The 22,088-nt window shown below is 64.8% G+C and carries 25 protein-coding genes; 14 read left to right on the top strand and 11 right to left on the bottom strand.

Translation table 11 applies throughout. The features are described 5' to 3' along the window. Positions 1 to 4: 4 nt before the first annotated feature. Positions 5 to 202, top strand: a complete 198-nt coding sequence (locus VWN43_RS14380; protein WP_253521046.1) for a hypothetical protein — start codon at positions 5 to 7, stop codon at positions 200 to 202. A gap of 73 nt (positions 203 to 275) precedes the next feature. Here VWN43_RS14380 and rpsI read toward each other — a convergent pair whose 3' ends face one another. From rpsI to VWN43_RS14360, 4 genes are all read right to left on the bottom strand, one after another. Continuing rightward, on the bottom strand, positions 276 to 800 hold the full coding sequence (gene rpsI, locus VWN43_RS14375; protein ID WP_253521048.1) for a 30S ribosomal protein S9: 525 nt from the start codon (positions 798 to 800) through the stop codon (positions 276 to 278). Further along, positions 800 to 1,279, bottom strand: a complete 480-nt coding sequence (rplM, locus tag VWN43_RS14370; RefSeq protein WP_263605618.1) for a 50S ribosomal protein L13 — start codon at positions 1,277 to 1,279, stop codon at positions 800 to 802. Before rplM ends, rpsI begins: the two co-directional genes overlap by 1 nt. A gap of 168 nt (positions 1,280 to 1,447) precedes the next feature. Then, a complete protein-coding gene (locus tag VWN43_RS14365) occupies positions 1,448 to 2,170 on the bottom strand; it encodes a hypothetical protein (protein ID WP_320181265.1) in 723 nt (240 codons plus the stop codon). Between the two features lie 96 nt (positions 2,171 to 2,266). Further along, positions 2,267 to 3,301 carry a COX15/CtaA family protein gene (locus tag VWN43_RS14360; RefSeq protein ID WP_320181266.1) on the bottom strand — a complete coding sequence of 345 codons (1,035 nt, stop codon included), beginning with the start codon at positions 3,299 to 3,301 and terminating at the stop codon, positions 2,267 to 2,269. A gap of 142 nt (positions 3,302 to 3,443) precedes the next feature. Here VWN43_RS14360 and VWN43_RS14355 point away from each other — a divergent pair, with 142 nt between their 5' ends. From VWN43_RS14355 to VWN43_RS14345, 3 genes are all read left to right on the top strand, one after another. Further along, positions 3,444 to 3,848: a MerC domain-containing protein gene (locus VWN43_RS14355; RefSeq protein ID WP_253521058.1), complete on the top strand. Its 405-nt coding sequence runs from the start codon at positions 3,444 to 3,446 to the stop codon at positions 3,846 to 3,848. A gap of 9 nt (positions 3,849 to 3,857) precedes the next feature. Then, complete coding sequence (thiS, locus tag VWN43_RS14350; RefSeq protein WP_320181267.1) at positions 3,858 to 4,829, top strand: sulfur carrier protein ThiS; 972 nt, start codon at positions 3,858 to 3,860, stop codon at positions 4,827 to 4,829. Between the two features lie 93 nt (positions 4,830 to 4,922). Continuing rightward, positions 4,923 to 5,450 (top strand): hypothetical protein, encoded by a 528-nt coding sequence (locus VWN43_RS14345; protein ID WP_320181268.1) that lies wholly within the window; start codon positions 4,923 to 4,925, stop codon positions 5,448 to 5,450. Between the two features lie 33 nt (positions 5,451 to 5,483). On the opposite strand, the gene VWN43_RS14340 is transcribed toward VWN43_RS14345, so the two are convergent. From VWN43_RS14340 to VWN43_RS14330, 3 genes are read right to left on the bottom strand one after another with little or no spacing between them, the layout of a single operon-like run. Then, positions 5,484 to 7,325, bottom strand: a complete 1,842-nt coding sequence (locus VWN43_RS14340) for an AMP-dependent synthetase/ligase (RefSeq protein ID WP_420493553.1) — start codon at positions 7,323 to 7,325, stop codon at positions 5,484 to 5,486. Positions 7,326 to 7,379: 54 nt separating this feature from the next. Further along, positions 7,380 to 9,095, bottom strand: coding sequence for a gamma-glutamyltransferase family protein (locus tag VWN43_RS14335; protein ID WP_320181270.1), 1,716 nt, complete (start codon positions 9,093 to 9,095; stop codon positions 7,380 to 7,382). A 10-nt stretch (positions 9,096 to 9,105) separates the two neighbouring features. Then, entirely contained in the window at positions 9,106 to 10,134 is a 1,029-nt protein-coding gene (locus VWN43_RS14330) for a quinone-dependent dihydroorotate dehydrogenase (RefSeq protein ID WP_320181271.1), read from the bottom strand. Positions 10,135 to 10,506: 372 nt separating this feature from the next. Between VWN43_RS14330 and VWN43_RS14325 the strand changes: the two genes are divergently transcribed. The 9 genes from VWN43_RS14325 (at position 10,507) to VWN43_RS14285 (ending at position 17,506) form a co-directional block, all read left to right on the top strand. Further along, complete coding sequence (locus tag VWN43_RS14325) at positions 10,507 to 11,406, top strand: helix-turn-helix domain-containing protein (RefSeq protein WP_320181272.1); 900 nt, start codon at positions 10,507 to 10,509, stop codon at positions 11,404 to 11,406. Positions 11,407 to 11,497: 91 nt separating this feature from the next. Then, complete coding sequence (locus VWN43_RS14320) at positions 11,498 to 11,908, top strand: SUF system Fe-S cluster assembly regulator (protein ID WP_253521074.1); 411 nt, start codon at positions 11,498 to 11,500, stop codon at positions 11,906 to 11,908. Further along, positions 11,905 to 13,386 carry a Fe-S cluster assembly protein SufB gene (gene sufB, locus VWN43_RS14315; RefSeq protein WP_320181273.1) on the top strand — a complete coding sequence of 494 codons (1,482 nt, stop codon included), beginning with the start codon at positions 11,905 to 11,907 and terminating at the stop codon, positions 13,384 to 13,386. Before VWN43_RS14320 ends, sufB begins: the two co-directional genes overlap by 4 nt. Further along, complete coding sequence (locus tag VWN43_RS14310) at positions 13,383 to 13,910, top strand: DUF559 domain-containing protein (RefSeq protein ID WP_320181274.1); 528 nt, start codon at positions 13,383 to 13,385, stop codon at positions 13,908 to 13,910. Before sufB ends, VWN43_RS14310 begins: the two co-directional genes overlap by 4 nt. A gap of 1 nt (position 13,911) precedes the next feature. Next, positions 13,912 to 14,673, top strand: a complete 762-nt coding sequence (gene sufC, locus VWN43_RS14305; protein ID WP_320181275.1) for a Fe-S cluster assembly ATPase SufC — start codon at positions 13,912 to 13,914, stop codon at positions 14,671 to 14,673. Further along, positions 14,666 to 15,424, top strand: a complete 759-nt coding sequence (locus VWN43_RS14300; protein WP_320181276.1) for a SufD family Fe-S cluster assembly protein — start codon at positions 14,666 to 14,668, stop codon at positions 15,422 to 15,424. Before sufC ends, VWN43_RS14300 begins: the two co-directional genes overlap by 8 nt. A 53-nt stretch (positions 15,425 to 15,477) precedes the next feature. Continuing rightward, the gene (locus VWN43_RS14295) at positions 15,478 to 16,650 is read left to right on the top strand and encodes a cysteine desulfurase (RefSeq protein WP_320182158.1); all 1,173 of its coding nucleotides are present in this window, start codon (positions 15,478 to 15,480) and stop codon (positions 16,648 to 16,650) included. Further along, entirely contained in the window at positions 16,647 to 17,147 is a 501-nt protein-coding gene (locus VWN43_RS14290) for an SUF system Fe-S cluster assembly protein (protein ID WP_320181277.1), read from the top strand. The genes VWN43_RS14295 and VWN43_RS14290 overlap by 4 nt, the downstream gene beginning before the upstream one ends. Next, positions 17,147 to 17,506, top strand: a complete 360-nt coding sequence (locus VWN43_RS14285) for a HesB/IscA family protein (protein ID WP_320181278.1) — start codon at positions 17,147 to 17,149, stop codon at positions 17,504 to 17,506. Before VWN43_RS14290 ends, VWN43_RS14285 begins: the two co-directional genes overlap by 1 nt. 18 nt (positions 17,507 to 17,524) lie before the next feature. Here VWN43_RS14285 and VWN43_RS14280 read toward each other — a convergent pair whose 3' ends face one another. The 3 genes from VWN43_RS14280 to VWN43_RS14270 form a co-directional block, all read right to left on the bottom strand. Continuing rightward, positions 17,525 to 18,454, bottom strand: a complete 930-nt coding sequence (locus tag VWN43_RS14280) for a hypothetical protein (protein WP_320181279.1) — start codon at positions 18,452 to 18,454, stop codon at positions 17,525 to 17,527. Positions 18,455 to 18,515: 61 nt separating this feature from the next. Beyond that, positions 18,516 to 18,938 carry a hypothetical protein gene (locus VWN43_RS14275; RefSeq protein WP_320181280.1) on the bottom strand — a complete coding sequence of 141 codons (423 nt, stop codon included), beginning with the start codon at positions 18,936 to 18,938 and terminating at the stop codon, positions 18,516 to 18,518. Then, positions 18,931 to 19,623 carry an EI24 domain-containing protein gene (locus tag VWN43_RS14270; protein ID WP_320181281.1) on the bottom strand — a complete coding sequence of 231 codons (693 nt, stop codon included), beginning with the start codon at positions 19,621 to 19,623 and terminating at the stop codon, positions 18,931 to 18,933. The genes VWN43_RS14275 and VWN43_RS14270 overlap by 8 nt, the downstream gene beginning before the upstream one ends. A gap of 112 nt (positions 19,624 to 19,735) precedes the next feature. Between VWN43_RS14270 and VWN43_RS14265 the strand changes: the two genes are divergently transcribed. After that, positions 19,736 to 20,731 (top strand): adenosine kinase, encoded by a 996-nt coding sequence (locus VWN43_RS14265; RefSeq protein WP_320181282.1) that lies wholly within the window; start codon positions 19,736 to 19,738, stop codon positions 20,729 to 20,731. Between the two features lie 164 nt (positions 20,732 to 20,895). Here the strand turns inward: VWN43_RS14265 and VWN43_RS14260 are convergent, their stop codons facing one another. Continuing rightward, positions 20,896 to 22,083: a tetratricopeptide repeat protein gene (locus VWN43_RS14260; protein ID WP_320181283.1), complete on the bottom strand. Its 1,188-nt coding sequence runs from the start codon at positions 22,081 to 22,083 to the stop codon at positions 20,896 to 20,898. Positions 22,084 to 22,088: the final 5 nt, after the last annotated feature.

The raw sequence follows: 22,088 nt of genomic DNA, 5'->3' as shown, positions 1-22,088 counted from the left end.
AGTTATGGAACTCGTAAAGGCAATGCCCCTGGGCGCCGTCCTGACCCTCGTGGTGGCGCTGGCGATCGGTTCTCAGGGATCGAAAGGCGGCCAACTCCAGATTTTCCGCGCCGAGATTTACCAGTTCGACCTGTGGTGGTCGTGGCCGCTGTTCCTCGGCGGCACTGCGCTGGCCTGGGGCATCATGCTGCTCCAGCGCTGAGGGCGCTCCAAACGAAAAAGGGCGGCTCCTCGCGGAACCGCCCTCCTTGGTGATCTGATAGATCGTTTCGCGTTTAGCGCTTCGAGAACTGGAAGCTACGGCGGGCCTTGGCGCGGCCATACTTCTTACGCTCGACAACACGGCTGTCGCGGGTCAGGAAGCCTGCCGCCTTGACCGTGCTGCGCAGCGCGGGCTCGTATTTGGTGAGCGCCTGCGAAATGCCGTGCTTGACCGCACCGGCCTGGCCCGAGAGGCCGCCGCCGCGGACGGTGGCGACAACGTCGTACTGTTCCTGGCGCTCGGTGATGGCGAAAGGCTGGTCGATGATCAGGCGCAGCGTCGGACGTGCGAAATACACTTCCTGGTCCTTGCCGTTGACAGTGACCTTGCCGCTGCCGGGCTTGAGCCAGACGCGCGCAGTGGCGTCCTTGCGGCGACCGGTAGCGTAGGCACGGCCCTGCTTGTCGAGCTCCTGCTCGCGCAGCGGAACCTGGGCGGTTTCGGCGATCTGGGCTGCGTCGCCCTCGGGCGCGTCACCGGCGATGTCCTTCAGATCGGCGAGATCCGAGACGGTTTCGTTCTTGGTTTCGTCGACCATTATGCGACAACCTTGTTCTTGCGGTTCATCGAGGCAACGTCGAGCTTTTCGGGCTTCTGGCCGTCATAGGGATGCTCGGTGCCGGCGAATACGTGCAGCGCGCGCATCTGCGCACGGCCAAGCGGGCCACGCGGGATCATGCGCTCGACAGCCTTTTCGAGCACGCGCTCGGGAAACTTGCCTTCCAGCACCTTGGCCGGGGTGGTTTCCTTGATGCCGCCGGGGTGGCCGGTGTGCTTGTAATAGATCTTGTCGTTAAGCTTCTTGCCGGTGAACTTCACCTTGTCCGCGTTGATCACGACGACATGGTCGCCGCAATCGACATGCGGGGTGTAGCTCGGCTTGTGCTTGCCGCGCAGGTGGTTGGCGATGATCGCCGCGACACGGCCGACGACGAGATTCTCGGCGTCGATGATGTGCCACTTCTTTTCGACCTCGGCCGGCTTGATCGACCGGGTGGTCTTCGTAAGAGCCTTCATGGCTGGTTTCCGTTCCTAGTGTTCGTGCCATGCCCGTGGGGGCATCGGCGCCAATCGGCGAATCCATGCGAATGAACCCGCGAAGCGCGCGGCAAATGGCGCTGGATGGCCTGTCAGTCAAGCGTTTCTGCGCATCTTGCGTGGGGTAAAATAAAACCCCAACAAATTTCAGGCAAGCGAAAGGCGCCAGGTTTCGCGCGAAAGCCGCACATCTTCGGCAATGCGGGTAGTGATCCGGCGCTCGAACCGCTCGAGCAGTCCGCCCGTCGTCGCGCTCGCCTCAAGCTCGACCGAGAACTCACCCACAAGCCCGCCGGGCAGCGGCAGCTCCCGCGAATCGCGGGCTTCACCGGTCACGGGAAAGAACAGGTCCGGCGGAGTGGTGCCGATAATCGTTCCGGCAGTCTTGGCAAGCTGGGCGAGATAGAGCTTCGCTTCCTGCATCTCGGCGGCGGACTTGCCCGATTGCTCAAGCACCCCGATCGCTGCCTGCACTGCGGCCGCGGTGCCCTCGGTATTCGCCGGCTGGCTCCCGACCATCCGTCCGCGGCTATCCAGACGCGCGGGGAAGGGCCCGGGCGAGCGGCGCTCGCGCTCGACTGCGGCAATGGGCTCGAGCACTGCAGGCGCGTCAACCGTACAGGAGACCTGTTCGCCCGTAACGCGGGTTTGCCCGGCGATGCTTTCGAACTGTCCCTTCCACTCGCGGGTCACCAGCAGCGACGCTCCGCGGGCCAGGCCGCGCTCCAGCTCCCGGCGCAGCAGGAACGGGCGGGTCGGGATGCTTATGGAACGGCCCGCGGCCCATACGGCGGCCGGGTGGCCGAGGACGGGCAGGAGCGCTGCCAGACCAAAAAGCCTCAGCACGCCGCGCCTGTTATCTGCCTTCATCGCCCACCCCCGATACAAAGAGTATTACGGGGCTTCGAACGGCGTGCAAGCTCTCGCGACCTGCGCGCCCGGGGTCTCGAGGTCGCGGCCGCCAGGTCAGGCCGCGTGGGTCTTTCGCCCCAGCACATGCGCACCCCAGGCGAAGCTCGCGACCAGCAGCGCGCCGACGATCTGGTGCGCAACGGCCACCCATAGCGCGACGCCCGTCCATACGGTCGCGATCCCGAGCACGATCTGCGTGCCGAAGGCGATATGGATCGCCACCGAGGCGCGGCGCATGAGCGGCTTGACCTTGCGCGCCATGACGATCAGCGCAGCGACCGCTGCCCAGGCCCACCAGCGGTGCAGGAAGTGGACCAGGTAGGGATCGTGGGTCATGGCGCGAAGGAAACCGCCACTGGTGTCAAACTCCGGCACCAGCCGACCCTGCATCAGCGGCCAGCTATCGGAGGCGAGCCCCGCATTGAGTCCCGCGACCCACGCGCCGAGCAGCAGTTGAATGAAAAGGATTACGCCCACCCAGCTCGCGGTGACGGTCCAGCGCGCGGGACCGCCGGCGCCGGCGGCCAGGCGACGAAGATCGAGCGCGGTCCAGACCAGCCCGCCAAGCGTAAACAGCGCGGTCAGCAAATGGATCGAAAGCCAGAAATGGCTCACATCGGTCATTGTCCCGGCGAGCCCGCTGCGGACCATGAACCAGCCGAAGACGCCCTGCAGCCCGCCCAGCGCGAGCAGCGCAACCAGCCGCCACTTGTAGCCCTGCGGGATCGCGCCGCGGATCCAGAACCATGCCAGGGGCAAGGCAAAGGCCAGCCCGATCAACCGGCCAAGCAGCCGGTGGAACCACTCCCAGAAGAAGATGAACTTGAAAGCCGCGAGGTCCATCCCTGCAGGGCCGGTCACGTTCCGATACTCGCCGGTGGCCTTATAGAGTTCGAATTCGGCCTGCCACGCGCTGTCCGACAAGGGGGGTATGGCCCCGGTGATCGGTTTCCACTGGGTGATCGACAACCCGCTCTCGGTCAGCCGGGTGATGCCGCCTACGGCCACCATCACCACGACCATGACGGCGACGATCATCAGCCAGTTGGCCAGCGCGATCGGCCGCGCCTGCTTGCTCTTCTCGGACATGGCATCGTCTGTGGTTTGCAGCCGCGGCTGGCGCAAGTGCAAATCGGGCAAGCGGCAACCCGGTTGCCGCAACCGACGCAATGCGGCGGCCATCCGCCGGTTTTGCTTGCAAGAAGATACACCATAACATATCTGGCCTCGCATGTTGCAACGTGCCATCTCGCCGATTCGTCGGAGGCTCGACCGGGCGGGGATCCTGCTCTCGGGTGCATGTGCGATCCATTGCCTGCTTTCGATTGTCCTGGTTTCAGGTCTCGGCCTTGGCGGGGAGCTGTTCCTTTCGCCCGATATCCACCGGGCGGGGCTGCTCATCGCCACGCTTATCGCAGGTGTCGCGATCGGCTGGGGCGCCTTGCGGCATCGCGTGGCAGCCCCCTTCGTGGTCGCAATGACCGGGCTGACCTTCATGGGCGCGGCGCTGGCCGTGCCGCATGGCGTGAAGGAAGCGGTGCTGACCATCATCGGGGTCGCGCTGGTGTCGCTGGGGCACATCCTCAACCTGCGCCATGTGCATTCCGCCGCTTGCAAGGAGCGCGCGGGCGACTAAGTCGGGCGCATGATTGCCCTGACCGTCAATGGCGAGACCCGCCGTACTGCCGCCGCCAGCATCGCCGATCTCGTGCGCGAACTCGAACTCGACCCGGCGAAGGTCGCGGTCGAGCACAATGGCACTATCGCTCCGCGCAGCGAACTTGGCCAGCATCCCATAAGCGATGGCGATACGCTCGAAATCGTCCATTTCGTCGGCGGCGGCCAGGACGACGATAGCTGGACCGTGGCCGGGCGGACTTTCCGCAGCCGGCTGATCGTCGGCACCGGCAAATATCGGGATTTCGAACAGAACGCGGCAGCACTCGAAGCCTCGGGTGCGGAAATCGTCACCGTGGCGGTGCGCCGGGTCAATGTCAGCGATCCCAATGCGCCCATGCTGACCGATTACATCGATCCCAAGAAAGTCACTTATCTGCCCAACACGGCAGGCTGCTTCACTGCCGAAGAGGCGATCCGCACGCTCCGGCTGGCGCGCGAAGCGGGCGGCTGGGACCTCGTCAAGCTGGAGGTGCTTGGCGAAGCGCGCACGCTCTATCCCGATATGCGCGAGACGTTGGTCGCAACCGAGACGCTGGCCAAGGAAGGCTTCCTGCCGATGGTCTACTGCGTCGACGACCCGATTGCGGCCAAGCAGCTCGAGGATGCAGGTGCGGTCGCAGTCATGCCGCTGGGCGCGCCGATCGGCTCGGGGCTCGGTATCCAGAACCGCGTCACGATCCGGCTGATCAAGGAAGGCGCCAGCGTGCCCGTACTGGTCGATGCCGGGGTCGGCACCGCGTCGGATGCCGCTGTCGCCATGGAACTGGGCTGCGACGGGGTGTTGATGAACACTGCCATCGCCGAGGCCAAGGATCCGCTTCGCATGGCGCGCGCAATGAAGCTGGCCGTGGCAGCCGGGCGAGATGCCTATCTCGCCGGCCGCATGGGCACGCGCAAATATGCCGACCCGAGCAGCCCGCTGGCCGGGCTGATCTAAGTCAGGGGCTAGTCCCGGAGGCTGCTCCAGGGTGCGGAAAAAATATTAACCATCTTCGGAGATAGTCGGCCTCGTGACAGGGGAGTGCCGATCATGGCCGTTACGGGTACCGCATCGCTGACCATTGCCGAAATGCGCGAATTCGCCGGGCTGACCGCCGCCGAGCAGCGCTATATCCGCCGCAGTCTCGATATCGGGCTGGGACGCTGCGATGCCTTTCGCGTCTGGGGGCGCAACCCGGGCGAGAACGCCGCGATCCGCAGCCAGTATGTCGCCTATCAGGAGCTGAAGGCGCTGCGCCAGTCGATCCCCGAACACTCGGGCTTCGACAGTGTCGAGGGCTTTGTCGGCAAGCTGACCCGCGTTGCCGCTTTCGATCTGGCGCAGGAGCGGATCGACAGCTTTTCCGCCTTTCGCTTTCTCTATGAACGGCTGATCTCCGCCGCCGCACGGCCGTGGCTGCCCAGCGCCTTCTGCGCCGCCGCCGCCCTGCCGCAGATTCGCCCCGATCGCCGCAAGATGCTGCTCCAGAGCCTGAGCGAAGCTGCCGCGACCGCCCCGGGGTGGAGCGACCGTGCGCCAAGTTTCTTCCCGGAATATATCGAGGAAGCGGTCGCCTAGGCCCTCTTCACGCCACCGCTACAGTCCGCGGTCCTAGCTGCGGTACAGCTTCGCCAGATGGTCGCCGTAGCGGTCCCTGATCTTGTGGCGGCGGATCTTCATCGAGGGGGTCATTTCCTCGTTCTCGATCGTGAACGGTTCGTCGGCAAAGGCGAACTGACGTACCTTTTCGACCACCGATAGATCCTTGTTCACCCGGTCGATCGCGGCGCGCACCGCGTTACGATACTCGGGCAGTTGCTGCAGTTGCTTGCAATCGAACTGCTTGCCCTGCGCGCGGCACCATTCGAGCGTCCATTCGGCGTCGGGGACGATCAGGCCGACGATATAGGGTTTGCGGTCGCCCGCCACCATCGCCTGGCCGATCTCGGGCTGCAGCGTCAGCATGCCCTCGACCTTCTGCGGGGCGATGTTGTCGCCCTTGTCGTTGACGATCATGTCCTTCTTGCGGTCGGTGATGACGATCCGGTCCCGGTCGTCGAGATGGCCGATATCGCCGGTATGCAGCCAGCCGTCCTGGATCGTGCGCTGGGTCTCGCTTTCGTTCTGCCAATAGCCATGCATGACGAGTTCGCCGCGTACGAGGACTTCGCCATCGTCGGCGATCTTCAGTTCGACACCGCGCATTGCGGGACCGACCGAATGCATCGCAATCCCTGCGGCCGGGCGGTTGCAACTGATCACCGGTCCGGCCTCGGTCTGCCCATAGCCCTGCAACATGGTCAGCCCCATAGCCTCGAAGAAGATGCCGACTTCGGGGTTGAGCGGCGCACCGCCCGAAACCATCGCCTTGATCCTGCCGCCGAACCGCTGGCGGATTTTGGGCCGCAGCAGGCGGGCGACCGCCAGATCCTTGAGCTTGTCCCCGAATTTCGGCTGGCCCGCGGCGCGGCGTTCGCCGACCTCCAGCGCAGTGTTCATCAGCTTCTCGGCAAGGCCGCCTTGCTTGTGTACCTGCTTCATGATCCGCGTGCGCAGCACTTCGAACAGCCGCGGGACCACGACCATGATGGTCGGCCGCGTTTCCTCGATATTGCTGGCGAGCTTTTCGAGGCCCTCGGAATAATAAATCTGCGCGCCGACGCTGATCGGGAGGAACTGCCCGCCGGTATGCTCATAGGCGTGGCTGAGCGGCAGGAAGGAAAGGAACCGCTCGTCCTGCACGATGCCGAAATCCTCGATCAGGATTGCCGCCGCGCCTGCCGCGTTGCACAGGATTGCGCCATGGTGCTGCAGCACCCCGCGCGGGGCCCCGCCGGTGCCGCTGGTATAGATGATGCACGCAGTATCGCCGCGTCCGACCTTCGCCATCCGCTCGGTCACCGCCTTGCGCGCCGCCGCGGCATCACCCTCGAGCATCTTGTCCCACATATGGAAGGTGAAGCTGCCCGATTGCTGGCGGTGGAGATCGTCGATGCCGATAACATGTTCGGCAATGCCCGAGGCCTGCAAGGCACCATGCAGCGGCCGGAGCAGCTTCTCGGTCGACACGATCACCGCCTTGGCGCCCGAATTGTCGAGGATGTGGACGTGGTCGCGCTCGGTATTGGTGATGTAGGCCGGCACGGTGATGCAGCCCGCGGCCATTACCGCGAGATCGGCGATGCACCATTCGGGGCGGTTCTCGGACACGAGGCACACGCGGTCGCCTTCCTTGAGGCCCAGTCCGCGCAAATTCTCCGCAAGCAGGCAGACCCGTTCCGCGGTTTCACGCCAGCTGATCGTCTGCCAGCTGCCATCCTTCTTCGCCCCGAGGAAGGGCAAGTCGCCCTTCTCGTCCGCGCGTTTGAGGAAGAGTTCGACGAGATTGTTGGCGGAATCGATGTCCGACAGCACGGCAGGCTCCTCAGCGATCTTGTTCTTGTTGTAACCCAATTCTTGGCGAGGACTTAGGCTGCCTCCCGCCACACGGCAAGCGACCCGGCGGGGTCACGGAATCTCGATCTGTCCGGCAAGGCGCGGATCGCGCGCGCTGACCCAGCCCGAGGGACCACGCAGGACCGCGCCGCCTTTGACCGGTGCCTCGCGGACCAGCACGTCGGTGTGGCCCAGCGCCTTGAAGGCCGCGGCCTGCTCTTCGAGCCAGGTGCCTTGCTCGAGCAGGAGGCGCTCGCCAAAGGCCATGATAAAGGGAAGGCCGAGTATCTCTTCCGCCGACAGGCCGAAATCGATCGCTCCGATGATGCTGCGCGCGGTCTGTACCGGGATGGTGCTGCCACCTGCTGCGCCCACTGCGAGGAAGGGTTCGCCCGCGGGGTCCCAGACCACCACCGGCGCCATCGAGCTGCGCGGGCGCTTGCCCCCTTCAACCCGGTTCGCGACAAGCTTGCCGTCCACGGTCGGCGAGCGGCTGAAATCGGTGAGCTCGTTATTGAGGAAAAAGCCGCCTGCCACCAGGCCGGACCCGAAAGCCCCCTCGATGGTCGAGGTGTAGCTGATCATGGTGCGCTCGGCATCGACCACGGCGAAATGCGAGGTGCCATATTCCTCGGGTTCGTCACCATCGGCCAGCGCGACCGGTGCGCCCGTGGGCACGCCGGCGGTGACTTCGGAAAGCGTGCTCCCCTCGCCGATCAGCGCGCTGCGCGCGGCGAGATAGCCGGGCTCGACCAGCCCCGCGACGGGTACCGAAACGTAATCGCTATCCGCCAGGTAAAGTTCGCGATCAGCATAGGCGAGCCGCTGCGATTCGACGAACAGATGCCAGGTGACCGGATTGCGCAGGCCCAGTTCGGCAAGGTCGAACCGTTCGAGCTGGCCGAGCATCTGTAGTACCGCGACACCGCCCGAAGTGGGCGGGCCCATCGTGCACACGCGATAGGCGCGATAGGTGCCGCACACGGCATCGCGCAGCTTGGCTTCGTAACCAGTGATGTCCGCATAGGTCATCGCGCCTTCGCGCGGCGTGTCTGCCGCGACGGTCGCGGCGATTTCGTGCGACAAAGGTCCGCTGTAGAACGCCGATGGTCCCGCCGCAGCGATGGTCTCGAAGGTTTGCGCCAGCCGCTCGTTGGCGACCCGCGTGCCGACCGGCAGCGGATTGCCCTGTGCATCGAAGAACAGCGCCCGTGCCTCGGCACTATGCGCCGAGCGGTTCCTTGCGCTCTCGAGCATGCCGTTGAGGCGCGCATTCATGTCGAAGCCTTCGCGGGCCAGGCGGATGGCGGGTTCGAACAGCTCGGCCCAGGCCAGCGTGCCATGCGCGGCATGTGCCTTGGCCGCCAGCGCGATACTACCTGGGACCCCCACCGAAAGCCCGCTGCGCACCGATTCGCCGCGTGGGGGCAGCGTGCCGTCTTCGTTGAAGAACCATTCGGGTGTGGCGCCTGCCGGCGCGGTTTCGCGGCCGTCGAATGTGCCTACCGTGCCATCGGCGGCGCCCCGGACCATGAAGCCGCCGCCGCCGATCCCCGAGCTTTGCGGTTCGACCACCGTCAGCGCCAGCATCACGGCGATCGCTGCATCAGTCGCACTCCCGCCGCGCGCGAGCATGGCTTCGCCCGCCGCCTGCGCGCGCGGATCCGCTGCCGAGACCGCACCCGCGAAGGCCGGAACCGGTTCGGCGGGCGAAGAAGCGAGAGGCGGGGTGGCGGAACAGCCAGCGAGCGTGAGCGCCAGCAGCGAAGCGGAGAAGACCTTGTTCATCGCGGCGACGCTATTCACTTCCGACCGCTTCGGCAATCGAAGCGAATCCATCAAGCCGCATAAGCTCTTCGAGCCCGCGCAGGATCCGCCGCGGCAGGCCCGGCCCGCCGTAGACCATCGCGCTGTAGAGCTGGACGAGGCTCGCGCCTGCCCGGATACGCGCCCAGGCGTCCTCCGCGCTGGCAATCCCGCCCACCCCGACCAGTGGAATCGACCCGCCGGTGGCCGTGCGGAAGTCGCGCAGCCGCTGCTGCGCGAGATCACGCAGGGGCGCACCCGACAATCCGCCCGCCTCGCCTGCATGGGGCGAAGCCAACCGAGGGCGCGAGATAGTCGTATTCGAGACGATCAACGCGCCTAGCTGTCGCTCGATCGCGATTCGCGCGATCGCGTCGATATCTGCCGGTTCGAGATCGGGTGCGACCTTGAGAAACACCGGCGGCCCGCTGGGCCCGCGCGCCTCGATGACCGCGTCGAGCAGCCCTGCCAGCGCACTCTCGTCCTGCAAGGCGCGCAGGCCGGGCGTGTTCGGGCTGGAGATATTGACCGCGAGATAGGAGGCCAGCGGCGCCATAGTGCGCGTCATCGCCACATAGTCGGCGATGCGGTCCTCGCTGTCCTTATTGGCACCCACATTGACCCCGACGATGCCCGGACGGTCTGCGCGGCGCTGCAACCGGTCGCGCGCCACTTCTGCGCCGCCGTTGTTGAAGCCCATCCGGTTGATGATGGCGCGATCCTCGACCAGGCGGAACAGGCGCGGCTGGGGATTGCCAGCCTGCGGGCGCGGGGTAATCGAGCCGACCTCGGCAAAACCGAAGCCAAGGCCGAGCAATTGGTCGGGGACCTCGGCATCCTTGTCGAAGCCCGCTGCCATGCCGAGCGGATTGGGAAAGGTCAGTCCAGCGACATCGATCGCCAGCGGACCGGTTTGTGCCGGGCGCATGCGCGGCGCAAGGGTCAGCGCCCTGACCGTCAAGCGATGGGCGCGTTCGGGGTCGAGCGCGAAGAGGGCGGGGCGGGCCAGATCGAACAACATGCCGCGCGCCATGCCGTGCCGGCCACGCGCTGTCGAGCCGTGAACCGTCCATCCGGTCGACCTGCGTTCGCGCGGAAAACGAAGAAAAATTCTGTCAGCCCACGGGCTGTCGCTTGCATACAATCAATTGATACAGACTCGGCGTAACACGCTCTTGCGACCCGAAGGGCTCGGAGCGATTTTGCAACGAGTTCTCGACTTCAAAAGGGGGGACCTTGAGGGGTCGCCCCCTTTTTTTCTGCCTACGCCCATCTGCCTGACGAATATTTGTTCTCGGCAGCATTGCGGTCATGGTAAATTTGGCGTATTTTTACAATTCTTTGGCCGAAGTAGGGACGGAACAGGGGTTTGTCGGGTCTGCCAGGTGACGATGTGTCACACTCTTTCGAGTTCGTAGCGGCGCCGTCGGATCTCGCGCCCTATCTCAACTCGCTCTATATCTGGCGCAGCCCGGATGATCGGCTGGACGATGTTCTGCCCGCCTATTCGGGGCAGATGGTCGTCTTCGGGCGCGGCGTGGGCCGGATGCAGTTCGACGGCGGCGAAGTAGCCGAAACCAGCGATGCCTTCTTCCTTGCGCCGCTGTGCCAGGCGCGCAATTTCAGCGTTAGCGGGCCGGCGACCCTGTTCGGCGTCTCGCTCAATTTCCGCGGCTGGGCGGCCCTGTCGAGCCTGTCGGTGCACGACTACCACGATTGTTTCCTGCAACCAGAAATGGTCCTCGATGATTCGCCCGCGCAGGCCTTTGCCGCGCTGGGTGGGCGCTGGCGGGCGGGCGAACTGGGGGATCGGGAATTGCTCGACGCGATGACCGATGTCGTCCGGCGCGGGCTGTCGAAGCTTCCCGAACAGCACCTGACGGTGATCGACCGGACGCTCGAATGGCTGTCGAGCTCGTTCAAGCCCGAACTCGAAGAGCTGTACGAACAGCTGCCCTATTCGAAACGCCAGGCACAGCGGCTGGTGGCGCAATTCTTCGGCCAGTCGCCCGTGCGGCTGGTGCGCCGCTATCGCGCGGTCCGCGCCGCCACCTTGCTGGCGATGCCGCAATTGCCCGAAGAGATCGAAGCCGAGATCCGCGAGGCGTTTTACGACCAGGCGCATCTCATCAAGGAAATCCGCTTCTTCACCGGGCGCACCCCCAAGCGGCTCCAGCCAGCGGCGGGATCGCCGATCAACGACATGCTCGGCCCCGATGGCTATGGCTCGGTCAATCTGTTCGGCTCGGGCGAAGCGGAACAGCTCGGCCGCAGCCCGCTCCACGACGCCTGAATGCTAACGACTCGCAACTAGGTCTTTCCCGTTGAAATGGGGGAGCTTGGCTCCTAATTGGCCAATCGGAACGAATTGGTCCGATTTAACTATGCGCCTGTCAAACCTTGCTGATTATGCCGTCGTCGCCATGTGCGCCGCATCGCGTCATTGCGGTGGGGGCAAGACCAGCGCGGCCGAACTGGCGGCGGAAACCGGCCTCCCGGTGCCCACGGTGCAAAAGCTGGTGAGCAAGCTGTCGGCCGCGGGTCTGCTGCGGTCGAGCCGCGGCGCTGGCGGCGGGCTGCAACTGGCACGCCCGGCTGCGGCGATCACCGTCGCCGATATTGTCGAGGCGGTTGAAGGACCAATCGCGCTGACCGCCTGCGTCGAAGGCGTCCAGTGTTCGGTCGAGCATGATTGCTCGGTCAAACCGCACTGGCCGGTCGTGAACGAAGCGGTGCGCGGCGCGCTGGCGGCGATCCCGCTGACCCAGCTGGCACGGACAAGAGAGATTGCATGAGCGAAGAATTGGACATCCAGGACCGCGAAGCGCGCGAAGCTGCCGAAAAGGCCGCCGAGTACGAACACGGCTGGTCGTCGGACATCGAGACCGAGTTTGCCGAAAAGGGCCTGACCGAAGACACGGTCCGCTTCATCAGCGCCAAGAAGGGCGAGCCCGAGTGGATGCTCGACTGGCGGCTGAAAGCGTTCCGCCTGTGGCAGGAGATGGTAGAGCCCGACTGGGCGAAGATCGGCTATCCGGCGATCGATTACCAGAACGCCTATTATTACGCGGCGCCGAAGAAGAAGGTCGAACTCGAGTCGCTCGATGAGCTCGACCCCGAGATTAAGCGCGTTTACGACAAGCTCGGCATCCCGCTCGGCGAGCAGGAAGTGCTCGCCGGCGTGAAGGGCGCCAAGAAGGTCGCGGTCGATGCCGTGTTCGACAGTGTCAGCGTTGCCACCAGCTTCCGCGAGGAGCTGAAGCGGGCGGGCGTCATCTTCCTGTCGATCAGCGAGGCGATTCGCGAATATCCCGAAATGGTGCGCAAATGGCTCGGCAAGATCGTCCCGCAGCACGACAATTACTTTGCCACCTTGAACAGCGCGGTCTTCTCGGACGGCACCTTCGTCTATGTGCCCGAAGGCGTGCGCTGCCCGATGGAGCTCAGCACCTATTTCCGTATCAATGCGGAGAACACCGGCCAGTTCGAACGCACGCTGATCATCGCCGAAAAGGGCAGCTATGTCAGCTACCTCGAAGGCTGCACCGCGCCGATGCGCGACGAGAACCAGCTTCATGCCGCAGTGGTCGAGCTGGTCGCGCTCGAAGACGCCGAGATCAAATATTCGACCGTACAGAACTGGTATCCCGGCAATGCCGAGGGCAAGGGCGGGATCTACAATTTCGTCACCAAGCGCGGCCTGTGCCAGGGTGCGCGCAGCAAGATCAGCTGGACGCAGGTCGAAACCGGCAGTGCGGTGACATGGAAATATCCCAGCTGCGTGCTCAACGGCGAAGACAGCGTGGGCGAATTCTACTCGGTCGCGGTGACCAACAATTACCAGCAGGCCGATACCGGCACCAAGATGATCCACAACGGCAAGGGCAGCCGCTCGACGATCATCTCCAAGGGCATTTCGGCGGGCAAGTCGAACAACACCTATCGCGGCATGGTCCGCGTGGCTGCCAATGCCGATGGCGTACGCAATCGCACCGAATGCGATTCGCTGCTGATCGGCGACCGGAGCGGGGCGCACACCGTGCCCTATATCGAGGTGAAGAACCCCAGCGCGCAGATCGAGCATGAGGCGACCACCAGCAAGATCAGCGACGACCAGATGTTCTACGCACAGCAGCGCGGCTTGGATGACGAGGAAGCGATGGCGCTGATCGTCAACGGCTTCGCCAAGGACGTGCTGAAGGAATTGCCCATGGAATTCGCCGTCGAAGCGCAGAAGCTGCTGGCGATCTCGCTCGAGGGGAGCGTGGGGTGACCGAACGCAAGACCCTCCAGATCCGCACGCCTTCGCCGGGCGATGCCGCTCCCGCGCTCAAGAAGAAGGGCCGCGGGTGGGAAATCTCCGAGAAGCGGCTCGACAAGATTCACGAACACGCGCGCCATTTGCGGCGGCATGCGACACCCGCGCACAAGGCGCTCGCCGCGCGTTTCGCCAAGGAAGACTTCGGCAAGTTTAAATTCACCCGCCACACCGTGGTCGGCTCGGCGATCCTCGATTTCGTGTCCCACCCGCTCGGGCTGGCAGTCGCGATCGATGAGGAAGGCCAGAACGACACGCTGGCCAAGCGCCGCGACAAGAGCCTTGCTGCGGTCGGTATGGAAGTGCTGCGGCTGCCCGCGGCGACGATCCTCGACGATGTCGAGGCAGCGATGCAGCCGATCTTTGCTGCGATGAATGCGCGCTACCGCGACAAGGAAAGCGCGCGCCGCGAACACCAATCGAAATACGGCCCGACGCCCCGGCGCACCCGCCCGGCCCGTCGCGACGACAGGAAGTAATATGCTGAAAATCCACAATCTCCACGCCGAAATCGACGGCAAGACAATCCTCAACGGGCTCACGCTCGAAATCCCCGCTGGCGAGGTTCATGCGATCATGGGCCCCAATGGTGCGGGCAAGTCGACGCTGGCCTATGTGCTGGGCGGACGGCCGGGCTACGAGGTGACCGAAGGTTCGGTCGAATTTATGGGACAGGATTTGCTCGCGCTGGAACCGCATGAACGCGCCGCTGCCGGCCTGTTCCTCGGCTTCCAGTACCCGGTCGAGATTCCCGGAGTCTCGAACCTGCAGTTCCTGCGCGAAGCGCTGAATTCGCAGCGCCGGGCGCGGGGTGAAGAACCGCTGACCGGCGGCGAATTCCTCAAGCTGGCCAAGGACAAGGCGGCGCTGCTCAAGCTCGACCCCGAAATGCTCAAGCGGCACGTCAATGTCGGCTTCTCGGGGGGCGAGAAGAAGCGTGCCGAAATGGTCCAGATGGGCATTCTCGACCCGCAATTCGCCGTGCTCGACGAAACCGATAGCGGTCTCGACATCGATGCGCTGCGCGTGGTCGGCGATGGCATCAACGCGATCATGCGCGACCCGGCCAAGGGCGTTCTGCTGATCACGCACTACCAGCGCCTGCTCGAAGTGGTGAAGCCCGACAAGGTGTCGATCCTGTCGCAGGGCCGTATCGTCCGGACCGGTGGCCCCGAACTGGCGGTCGAGCTTGAAAACGAAGGCTATGACGCGATCATGTCCGCCGAGACTGCGCATGCCTGAGGCAGCCGAACTCCCCACCCGCCGCGATGAAGCGTGGCGTTATTCCGCGGTCGAACGGCTTCAGGGCGAAGCGCTGGACGACTGGCGCACGATCGATGTCTCGCCAGGCGAGACCGTTCACGAAACGCTCCTGATTGCCGATGGCGGCGACACCAGGCCGACCGAACTGCACCGGTGGCGCGTGACCGTGCGCGAAGGCGCGACCTGCGAGATCTTCGCGGTGCTTGCCGCGGCCGAATATGCCCGGCTCGAAATCGAGGTGACGCTGCACAAGGGCGCGCATTTCGAACTGGGCGGGATTACCGTCGGCGGCCGCGAAACCGTGCGCGAATTCGTCACCCGCACGATCCATGCCGAACCCGAGGCAACCAGCAACCAGACCGTTCGCGCGGTTCACTGGGGCCACGGTACGGGCAATTTCCTCGGCAATATCGATGTCGTGCGCGATGCGCAGAAGACCGATGCGGCGCAGGACTTCAAGGGGCTGCTGCTCGAGAAGGGCGCAACCGTGAACGTGGTGCCGCAGCTCGAAATCTTTGCCGATGATGTCAAATGCGCGCATGGCGCCAGCGTTGGCCAGCTCGATGAAACCGCGCGTTTCTACATGGCCGCACGCGGAGTCTCGCCCGATCTTGCCCGGCGCCTGCTGGTCCAGGCCTTCCTCGGTGACGCGCTGGTCGCGCTCGAGGATGACGAAACGCGCGAGGCGATGCTGAAGGTCGCGCTCGACAAGGTCGACCGGGCGCTGTGAGCGAGGCTGCCACCCTTTTGCGGCCCAATGACATCAGGGCCGAATTCCCCGGCATGGTGACGGGCGATGCCCAGCCGTGGCATTATCTCGATACCGCCGCGACGGCGCAGAAGCCGCAGGCGGTGATCGATGCGATGGCCCGCGCGCTGGGCGCGGATTACGCCACCGTCCACCGCGGGGTCTATGGCCGCAGCGCGCAGATGACGCTTGGCTACGAAGCCGCGCGGCGCCGCGTCGCCGCTTACATGGGCGCTGCCAGCGAACATGAAGTGGTGTTCGTGCGCGGCGCGACCGAGGCGATCAATCTCGTCGCAGCGAGCTGGGGCATGACCCATATCGGCGAAGGCGACCGTATCGTCCTCTCCACGCTCGAGCATCATTCGAATATCGTGCCCTGGCAGATGGTCGCCGAACGCACCGGTGCGCAGATCGACGTCTGCCCGCTGACTGGGGATGGCCGGATCGATCTGGGCGCGCTCGAAGCGTTGCTGACCCCGCGGACCAAGCTCGTCGCGCTGGCGCATGTCTCGAATGTGCTCGGCAGCGTGCTCGATGCCCGCGCCGCGGCCGATCTGGCGCATTCGGTGGGCGCGAAACTGCTGCTCGACGGGTGCCAGGCGGCGCCGCGCATGGCGCTCGACATGGCCGCGCTCGATTGCGATTTCTACGCCTTCTCGGGACACAAGCTCTACGGCCCGACCGGGATCGGCGTGCTGTGGGCGCGCCAGGACATCCTCGATGCCATGCCCCCGTGGCAGGGCGGCGGGGCGATGATCGACCGTGTCACCTTCGACAAGACCACCTATGCGCCGCCGCCGCAGCGGTTCGAAGCGGGCACACCGATGATCACCGAGGCGATCGCGCTGCATGCGGCGATCGACTATGTCGCCGCGCTTGGTCCCGATCGCCTGTTTACGCATGAGGCCGCGCTTGCCAGGCAGTTGCGCGACGCATTGCGCACCCTCAATTCGGTGACGCTGTTCGGCCCCGAAGAAAGCGCCGGCATCGTCAGTTTCGCGATCGAGGGGGTTCACCCGCACGATCTTGGCACCATATTGGACGAAGAGAATGTCGCGATCCGGGCCGGGCACCATTGTGCGCAGCCGCTGATGGACCATCTCGGCGTCCCCGCCACCGCCCGTGCCAGCTTCGGGCTCTACTCGGACGAAAGCGACATCGCTGCGCTGATGCGCGGCATCGAACGGACTCAGAGGATCTTCGGATGAACGACGATCAGAACAGTGATTTCATTGCCGCGCCCTCCCCTGCGGATGCGCTGGCTACCAAGCCGCCGCGCGCCCGTGTCGAGGACGCCGTCGATGCGGAAGAAACGCCGCGCGCGACGATGGAGCGCAAGCGCGACTATCTCGAAGGCTTCCTGCAGAAAAAGCCCGAAAACGTGCCCACAGGCGCGCCGGGCGGTGATCTCTACGAAGCGGTGATCGCTGCGCTCAAGGAAATCTTCGACCCGGAAATCCCGGTCAACATCTACGATCTGGGCCTGATCTACGGCGTCGAGGTCGATGACGAGAGCGATGTGACCGTCACCATGACGCTGACGACGCCGCATTGCCCGGTCGCCGAAACCATGCCCGGCGAAGTCGAATTGCGCGCCGCCAGCGTGCCCGGCGTTCGCGATGCCGAGGTGAATCTGGTGTGGGACCCACCCTGGGGCCCGGACAAGATGACCGACGAGGCACGCCTCGAACTGGGGATGCTGTGATGAGCGATACCAAGACCCGCGCCGCGCCCAAGGCAGCGGTCGTCCTGACCAAGGCCGCCGAACAGCGCGTCGCCGATCTGATGGCCAAGGCGCCCGAAGACGCCATCGGGGTCAAATTGTCGACCCCGCGGCGAGGCTGCTCGGGCCTCGCCTATTCGGTCGATTATGTCACCGAGGAAGCGAAGTTCGACGAGAAGATCGAGACCCCCGGCGGGCTGTTCTTCATCGACAGCGCCAGCGTGCTCTACCTGATCGGGAGCACGATGGACTGGGTGGAGGACGATTTCACCGCGGGCTTCGTGTTCGAAAATCCCAACGCCAAGGGGGCGTGTGGCTGCGGCGAAAGCTTCATGGTCTAGCCGCGCACGATCGGCTGGTCACTCCTCGGCGAGGAAGTCGAGCAGCGCGCGCTCGTATTCGTCGACCCGGCCATCCGCATCGATCCGCGCGTCGAGCCATTCGCGCTCGCTATGCGGCACCTCATGCGCCGCGGCTACGCCCTCGGCACGCGTCGGCGCTTCTTCCTTGCGTCCGAACACCTTGCCGAATGCGTTGGGCGAAGCCTTGGCCATCCGGCCGAGAAACCCGCCCACGCTGCTGCGCGTATCTGTCATGAAGGCCTGCAGCTCGGCGGCGCGCTCGCGGCTGATCTGCGCATCGGGATTGCTGTAGCCCTGCAGGTAGTTGGCGATGCCCTGGACGAACAATTGCTTCCATTCAGGCGCATTGTCACCGCCCAGCGTGGCGTCCTTGAGGCGAAACAGCATGTCGGCTTCCTTGCGCCCGACGGCTGCGGGGCGTTCACTGGCAGGCGCGAAGATCGCGCGGCGCAGCAGCCGGGCCTCGGTCGCGTTGACATTGCCCGCCTCGAGCGTGCCGCCGTCGCGCGTTGGCCCGGTGCCCTCGAGCGCGGCGAGCTCCATTTGCGAGATCGCGTAATCCTTAAGCGCTGCCGGGACGTTCTGCGCGCGTTCGAAAACGCGCACCAGCAGCTCGATCTCGGCCATGCTGCCGAATTGCCCGTCGGCATCGATCTGCATCATCAGCCAGCTGGCATTTTCGGGATCGACATAGCCTGTAGGCGCGCGCTGGTTGATGACATATTCGCCCAGCGCCTCGACGAAGAAATCGACCCATTCGGTGCTCTTCGTCGTCAGTTCGCGATTGAGCGCGAAGATCGCTTCGGCCTCGGTCTGCGAGATCCGCCCGTCGGGCCATGCCTCGCGCCGCAGCGTCAGCACTTCCTCGGGGGTAATGACCCCGTCCGCGCCGACTCTCTTGGCCAATTCGCCGAAATGCACGCTCATCTGGACCAGCTCCCATATAATCCTGGTCCGGCAAGCCTATCCCGGCTTGCTTAAGACGGGGTTAGCGGCGCAGTGCGCGCACGCAGGCCGCGCGGTCCACGTCGAGGCCGTCGCTGGCGCGGCGGGCATCGACATAGGTGGCGCTGGGTTCGCCGCGCGGCTCGAGCGGGTAGAGATAGACATCGAGCACGCAGGCCTCGCCGACGAATTGCAGCTTCTTGGCATCGCCTTCCTTCACCGTCAGCCGCGGGGCACCGAACAGATTGGCGAGCGCGGTTTCATTGCGTCCGATCACGCTCTCCAGCCCGGGCACATTCATCACGCGCGGGGCGCGGAACGACGGGGTGGCGGGCGCGACGCGCACCTCTTGCGGCGGCGGTGTGGCCCCGGGACGCGAGGCCGGAGCACCTGGCGGACCCGGCGCAACGGGTACGGTGGTGCAGGCTCCGAGCAGGGGCAACAGCAGCAGGGCGAACTTACGCATCGAGGTCTTTCTCACGGGCGCGGTGAACGAGGTGGGTGGCGCAGGCAGCGCCCATTATCGGGGCAAGGAGGTTGAGGAAAGGTATCGCGAGTAGCGCCACCACCACGCCGCCGACCAGGAAACGCGTGAGTCCGCCGATCGGGGCCAGCTCGGCCGGATCGGCGCGGTGCCGCAGCCACACCATGTCGTGCAGTTCGCGCCCGACGAGATAGGCGTTGACCGTCCAGAAGACCGCCGCCGCGCCAATCCCCGTGACCAGCAAGAGACCTGCGATCGGCAGCGCCGCGGCATTGGCGAGCACCGTGCGCAGGAGCGAGCGCAGCGCATTGCCGACTTCTTCGGCGAGCGGCAGGTCGCGCAGGCTGTGACGCGCCTGCGGATAATGCCGAGCCTCGACTGCGCGCACCACATCCTCGGCGAAGAACTGCAGCACGAACAGCGCCACCACCCGGAACAGGAACCAGCCGGCCAGGATCATCCCCAGCGCCGCGAGCAGCGCGCCCAGGCCCGAGGTGTCGGCGCTGGTCACACTGTCGATCGCGCGTTCGACCACGAGATAGAGCCCCGCACCGCCGACCGCGAAGATCGCCAAAGTCAGCAGCGCGGTCTTGCCCAGCACCCTGAGGATTGCCGGATCGCCAAGCTGACCGGCGGCAAGGGCAAGGGCACGGGGAAGCGACATCATCGGAGCCCGGGGATGCGCGCCGTTATGGGGCAAGTCAACGCCGCCCTTGGCCAAACCCCGACGAGCCGCTAACCGCGCCCGACACACCGATTATCCCCTCCCCGGAGTACCCATGACCGAACCCCGTTACGACGTAATCGCCATCGGCAATGCCATCGTCGATGTGATGGCCCCCTGCGAAGAAGAGCTGATCGCCGAACTCGACCTCAACAAGGGCGGGATGACGCTGGTCGACGAAGACGGCGCCCGGAGACTGTACGAGGCGATGGGGCCGGCAAAGGAGATTTCCGGGGGATCGGCCGCCAATACGCTCGCGGGCATGTCGGCGCTGGGCGCGCAATGCGCATTCGTCGGGCAGGTCGCGACCGACCAGCTGGGCGACGTCTTCAGCCACGATATCCGTGCGGTGGGGATCGATTTCGACACGCCGGCGCGCGAAGGCCAGCCCTCGACCGCGCGCTGCCTCATCTTCGTCACCCCCGATGGCGAGCGGACGATGAACACCTTCCTCGGGGCAAGCCAGTTCCTCCCTCCCGCCGCGCTCGACGACGAACTGATCGCCAGCGCGGGCATCCTCTATCTCGAAGGGTATCTGTGGGACCCGGAAGAACCGCGCCGCGCAATGCGCCGCGCGATCGAGGTGGCACGCAATGCGGGCCGCAAGGTCGCCTTCACTGCCAGCGAGAGCTTCGTCATCGACCGCCATGGCGACGATTTCCGCGCGCTGATCGAGGAAGGGCAGATCGATATTCTCTTCGTCAATGAAAGCGAACTCGCAACGCTGACCGGCGAAGAGGATTTCGAGGCAGGGCTCGCCATGCTGCAGGGCAAGGTCCCCGTGCTGGTCGCCACGCGCAGCGCCAAGGGCGCCGTGGGTATCGCCAACGGCGCGCGCGCCCAGGTTGCCGCCGAACCGATCGACAAGGTCGTCGACACCACCGGCGCGGGCGATCTCTTCGCAGCGGGCTTCCTCACTGGCCATGCGCGCGGCGAGACGCTCGAAACCTGCCTGCGCATGGGCGCCATCTGCGCCGCCGAGATCATCTCGCACTACGGCGCGCGCAGCGAAGCCGACCTTAAGGCGCTGGTTGCCGAGAAGCTGGGCTGAGCAATCCGGCACGCCCTCGCACCGCGCCGGCTACCGAGCCGGGGCGGTGCTTCTCGCGGCAAGTCGCGCTGCGTTAAAGTTGAGCGAGGCACAGCCGAACGCCCGAGATGCCCTAGTGGTCTGAGGTACACACTGGAGTCAGTCCGAATGAGGCTGGCGTCCCGCTAGTTTCCGGCTTCAAGCGCAATAGATCGATCGTCATCATCGCGCGCAAGGTCGTTCTCGCCGATCTCCCAATATGCATCTGCGCGTAGGCGAAGAGCGAAATAGTCATCCGGATCGATCTCCAATGCTTGGGATAGATAATCGATAGATTCCCGGTGTTTCTGCCTATTACGAGCAAGAACTGCCTTGCCATGCAGTACGACGACCCACCCGGGCTGGTTCTTGCCCACACGGTCGAAATCATTTTGCGCATTTAGCTCGTCATCCATCCAAGCATAGGCGAGGCCGCGATTGGCAAGCGCGTAAGGATGATCCGGAACGCGGTTGTGCAAGAGCGTGAAATCCTCGACAGCCTCTTCAAACCGACCGAGATCGAGGTTTGCGAGGCCTCTCTCTAGGTAAGCTCTGTCATTCTCTGGCCGAATGGCAAGGGAGGCATCCAGATCTTCGATTGCGTTTGGCAAGTCACGCAACTCGCGGTGAATAAGTGCACGGTTGAAAAGCGCATAAGAGTCACCAGGCTCAAGCTCGATCGCTTTGGAATAGTCCAGCAAGGCGAGGTGATTATTGCCGAGCCGGTGATGGACGCGGCCTCGATCTCCGAGCAAGTCCGCCCGCTTTTCAACGTCGAGATCGTGATCGGCCAGCATCGCGTTGCAGGTCGCCACGGCTTCGAAGAGTTCCTCCTCGTCGCCATTATAGTCGCACGCAGGTTTGGTGTTGCCGTAGACTATTCCAAGGGAACCGACAGTGAGCGCCAATCCGATGGCGCCGTTCCAGATGAGCGACGCCCAATATCGCCTGGGTTGTTCGGCCCGCGAGTAGGATCTGGATGATCCGCGAATGAGCGGGCGGATCTCGCCATTCCGCCAGCCTGGGACCACAGTCCCCAAGGCATAGCTGCCTACAGCTCCGAGCAAGGCGGGTGCCAGCCATTCGGATCGGGCGAAATCCTCCGCCCACTCAGTGAAGGCAAACCCACCGATGGCTAGCAATCCCGTCAGAGAAGCCAAGCAGAACAGCAAGTGGCGCCCGGACTTCCAGCTCAAGTCTTCCGGCGGTAGTGTAATATCACGCGGTTTCAGGCCGTGGGTGAAATAGCGCCAGACATATGCCGCGGGTGCAAGGGCGGAAACGGCCAGAGGCAAGGCAATCCAAGCCTGTGGAGGTATAGCATCCACGATCACAAACC

Origin of the sequence: Qipengyuania sp. HL-TH1 (genome assembly GCF_036365825.1) — a bacterium.
Lineage (GTDB): Bacteria > Pseudomonadota > Alphaproteobacteria > Sphingomonadales > Sphingomonadaceae > Qipengyuania > Qipengyuania profunda.
This window is presented reverse-complemented; position numbering and strand designations above follow the sequence as displayed.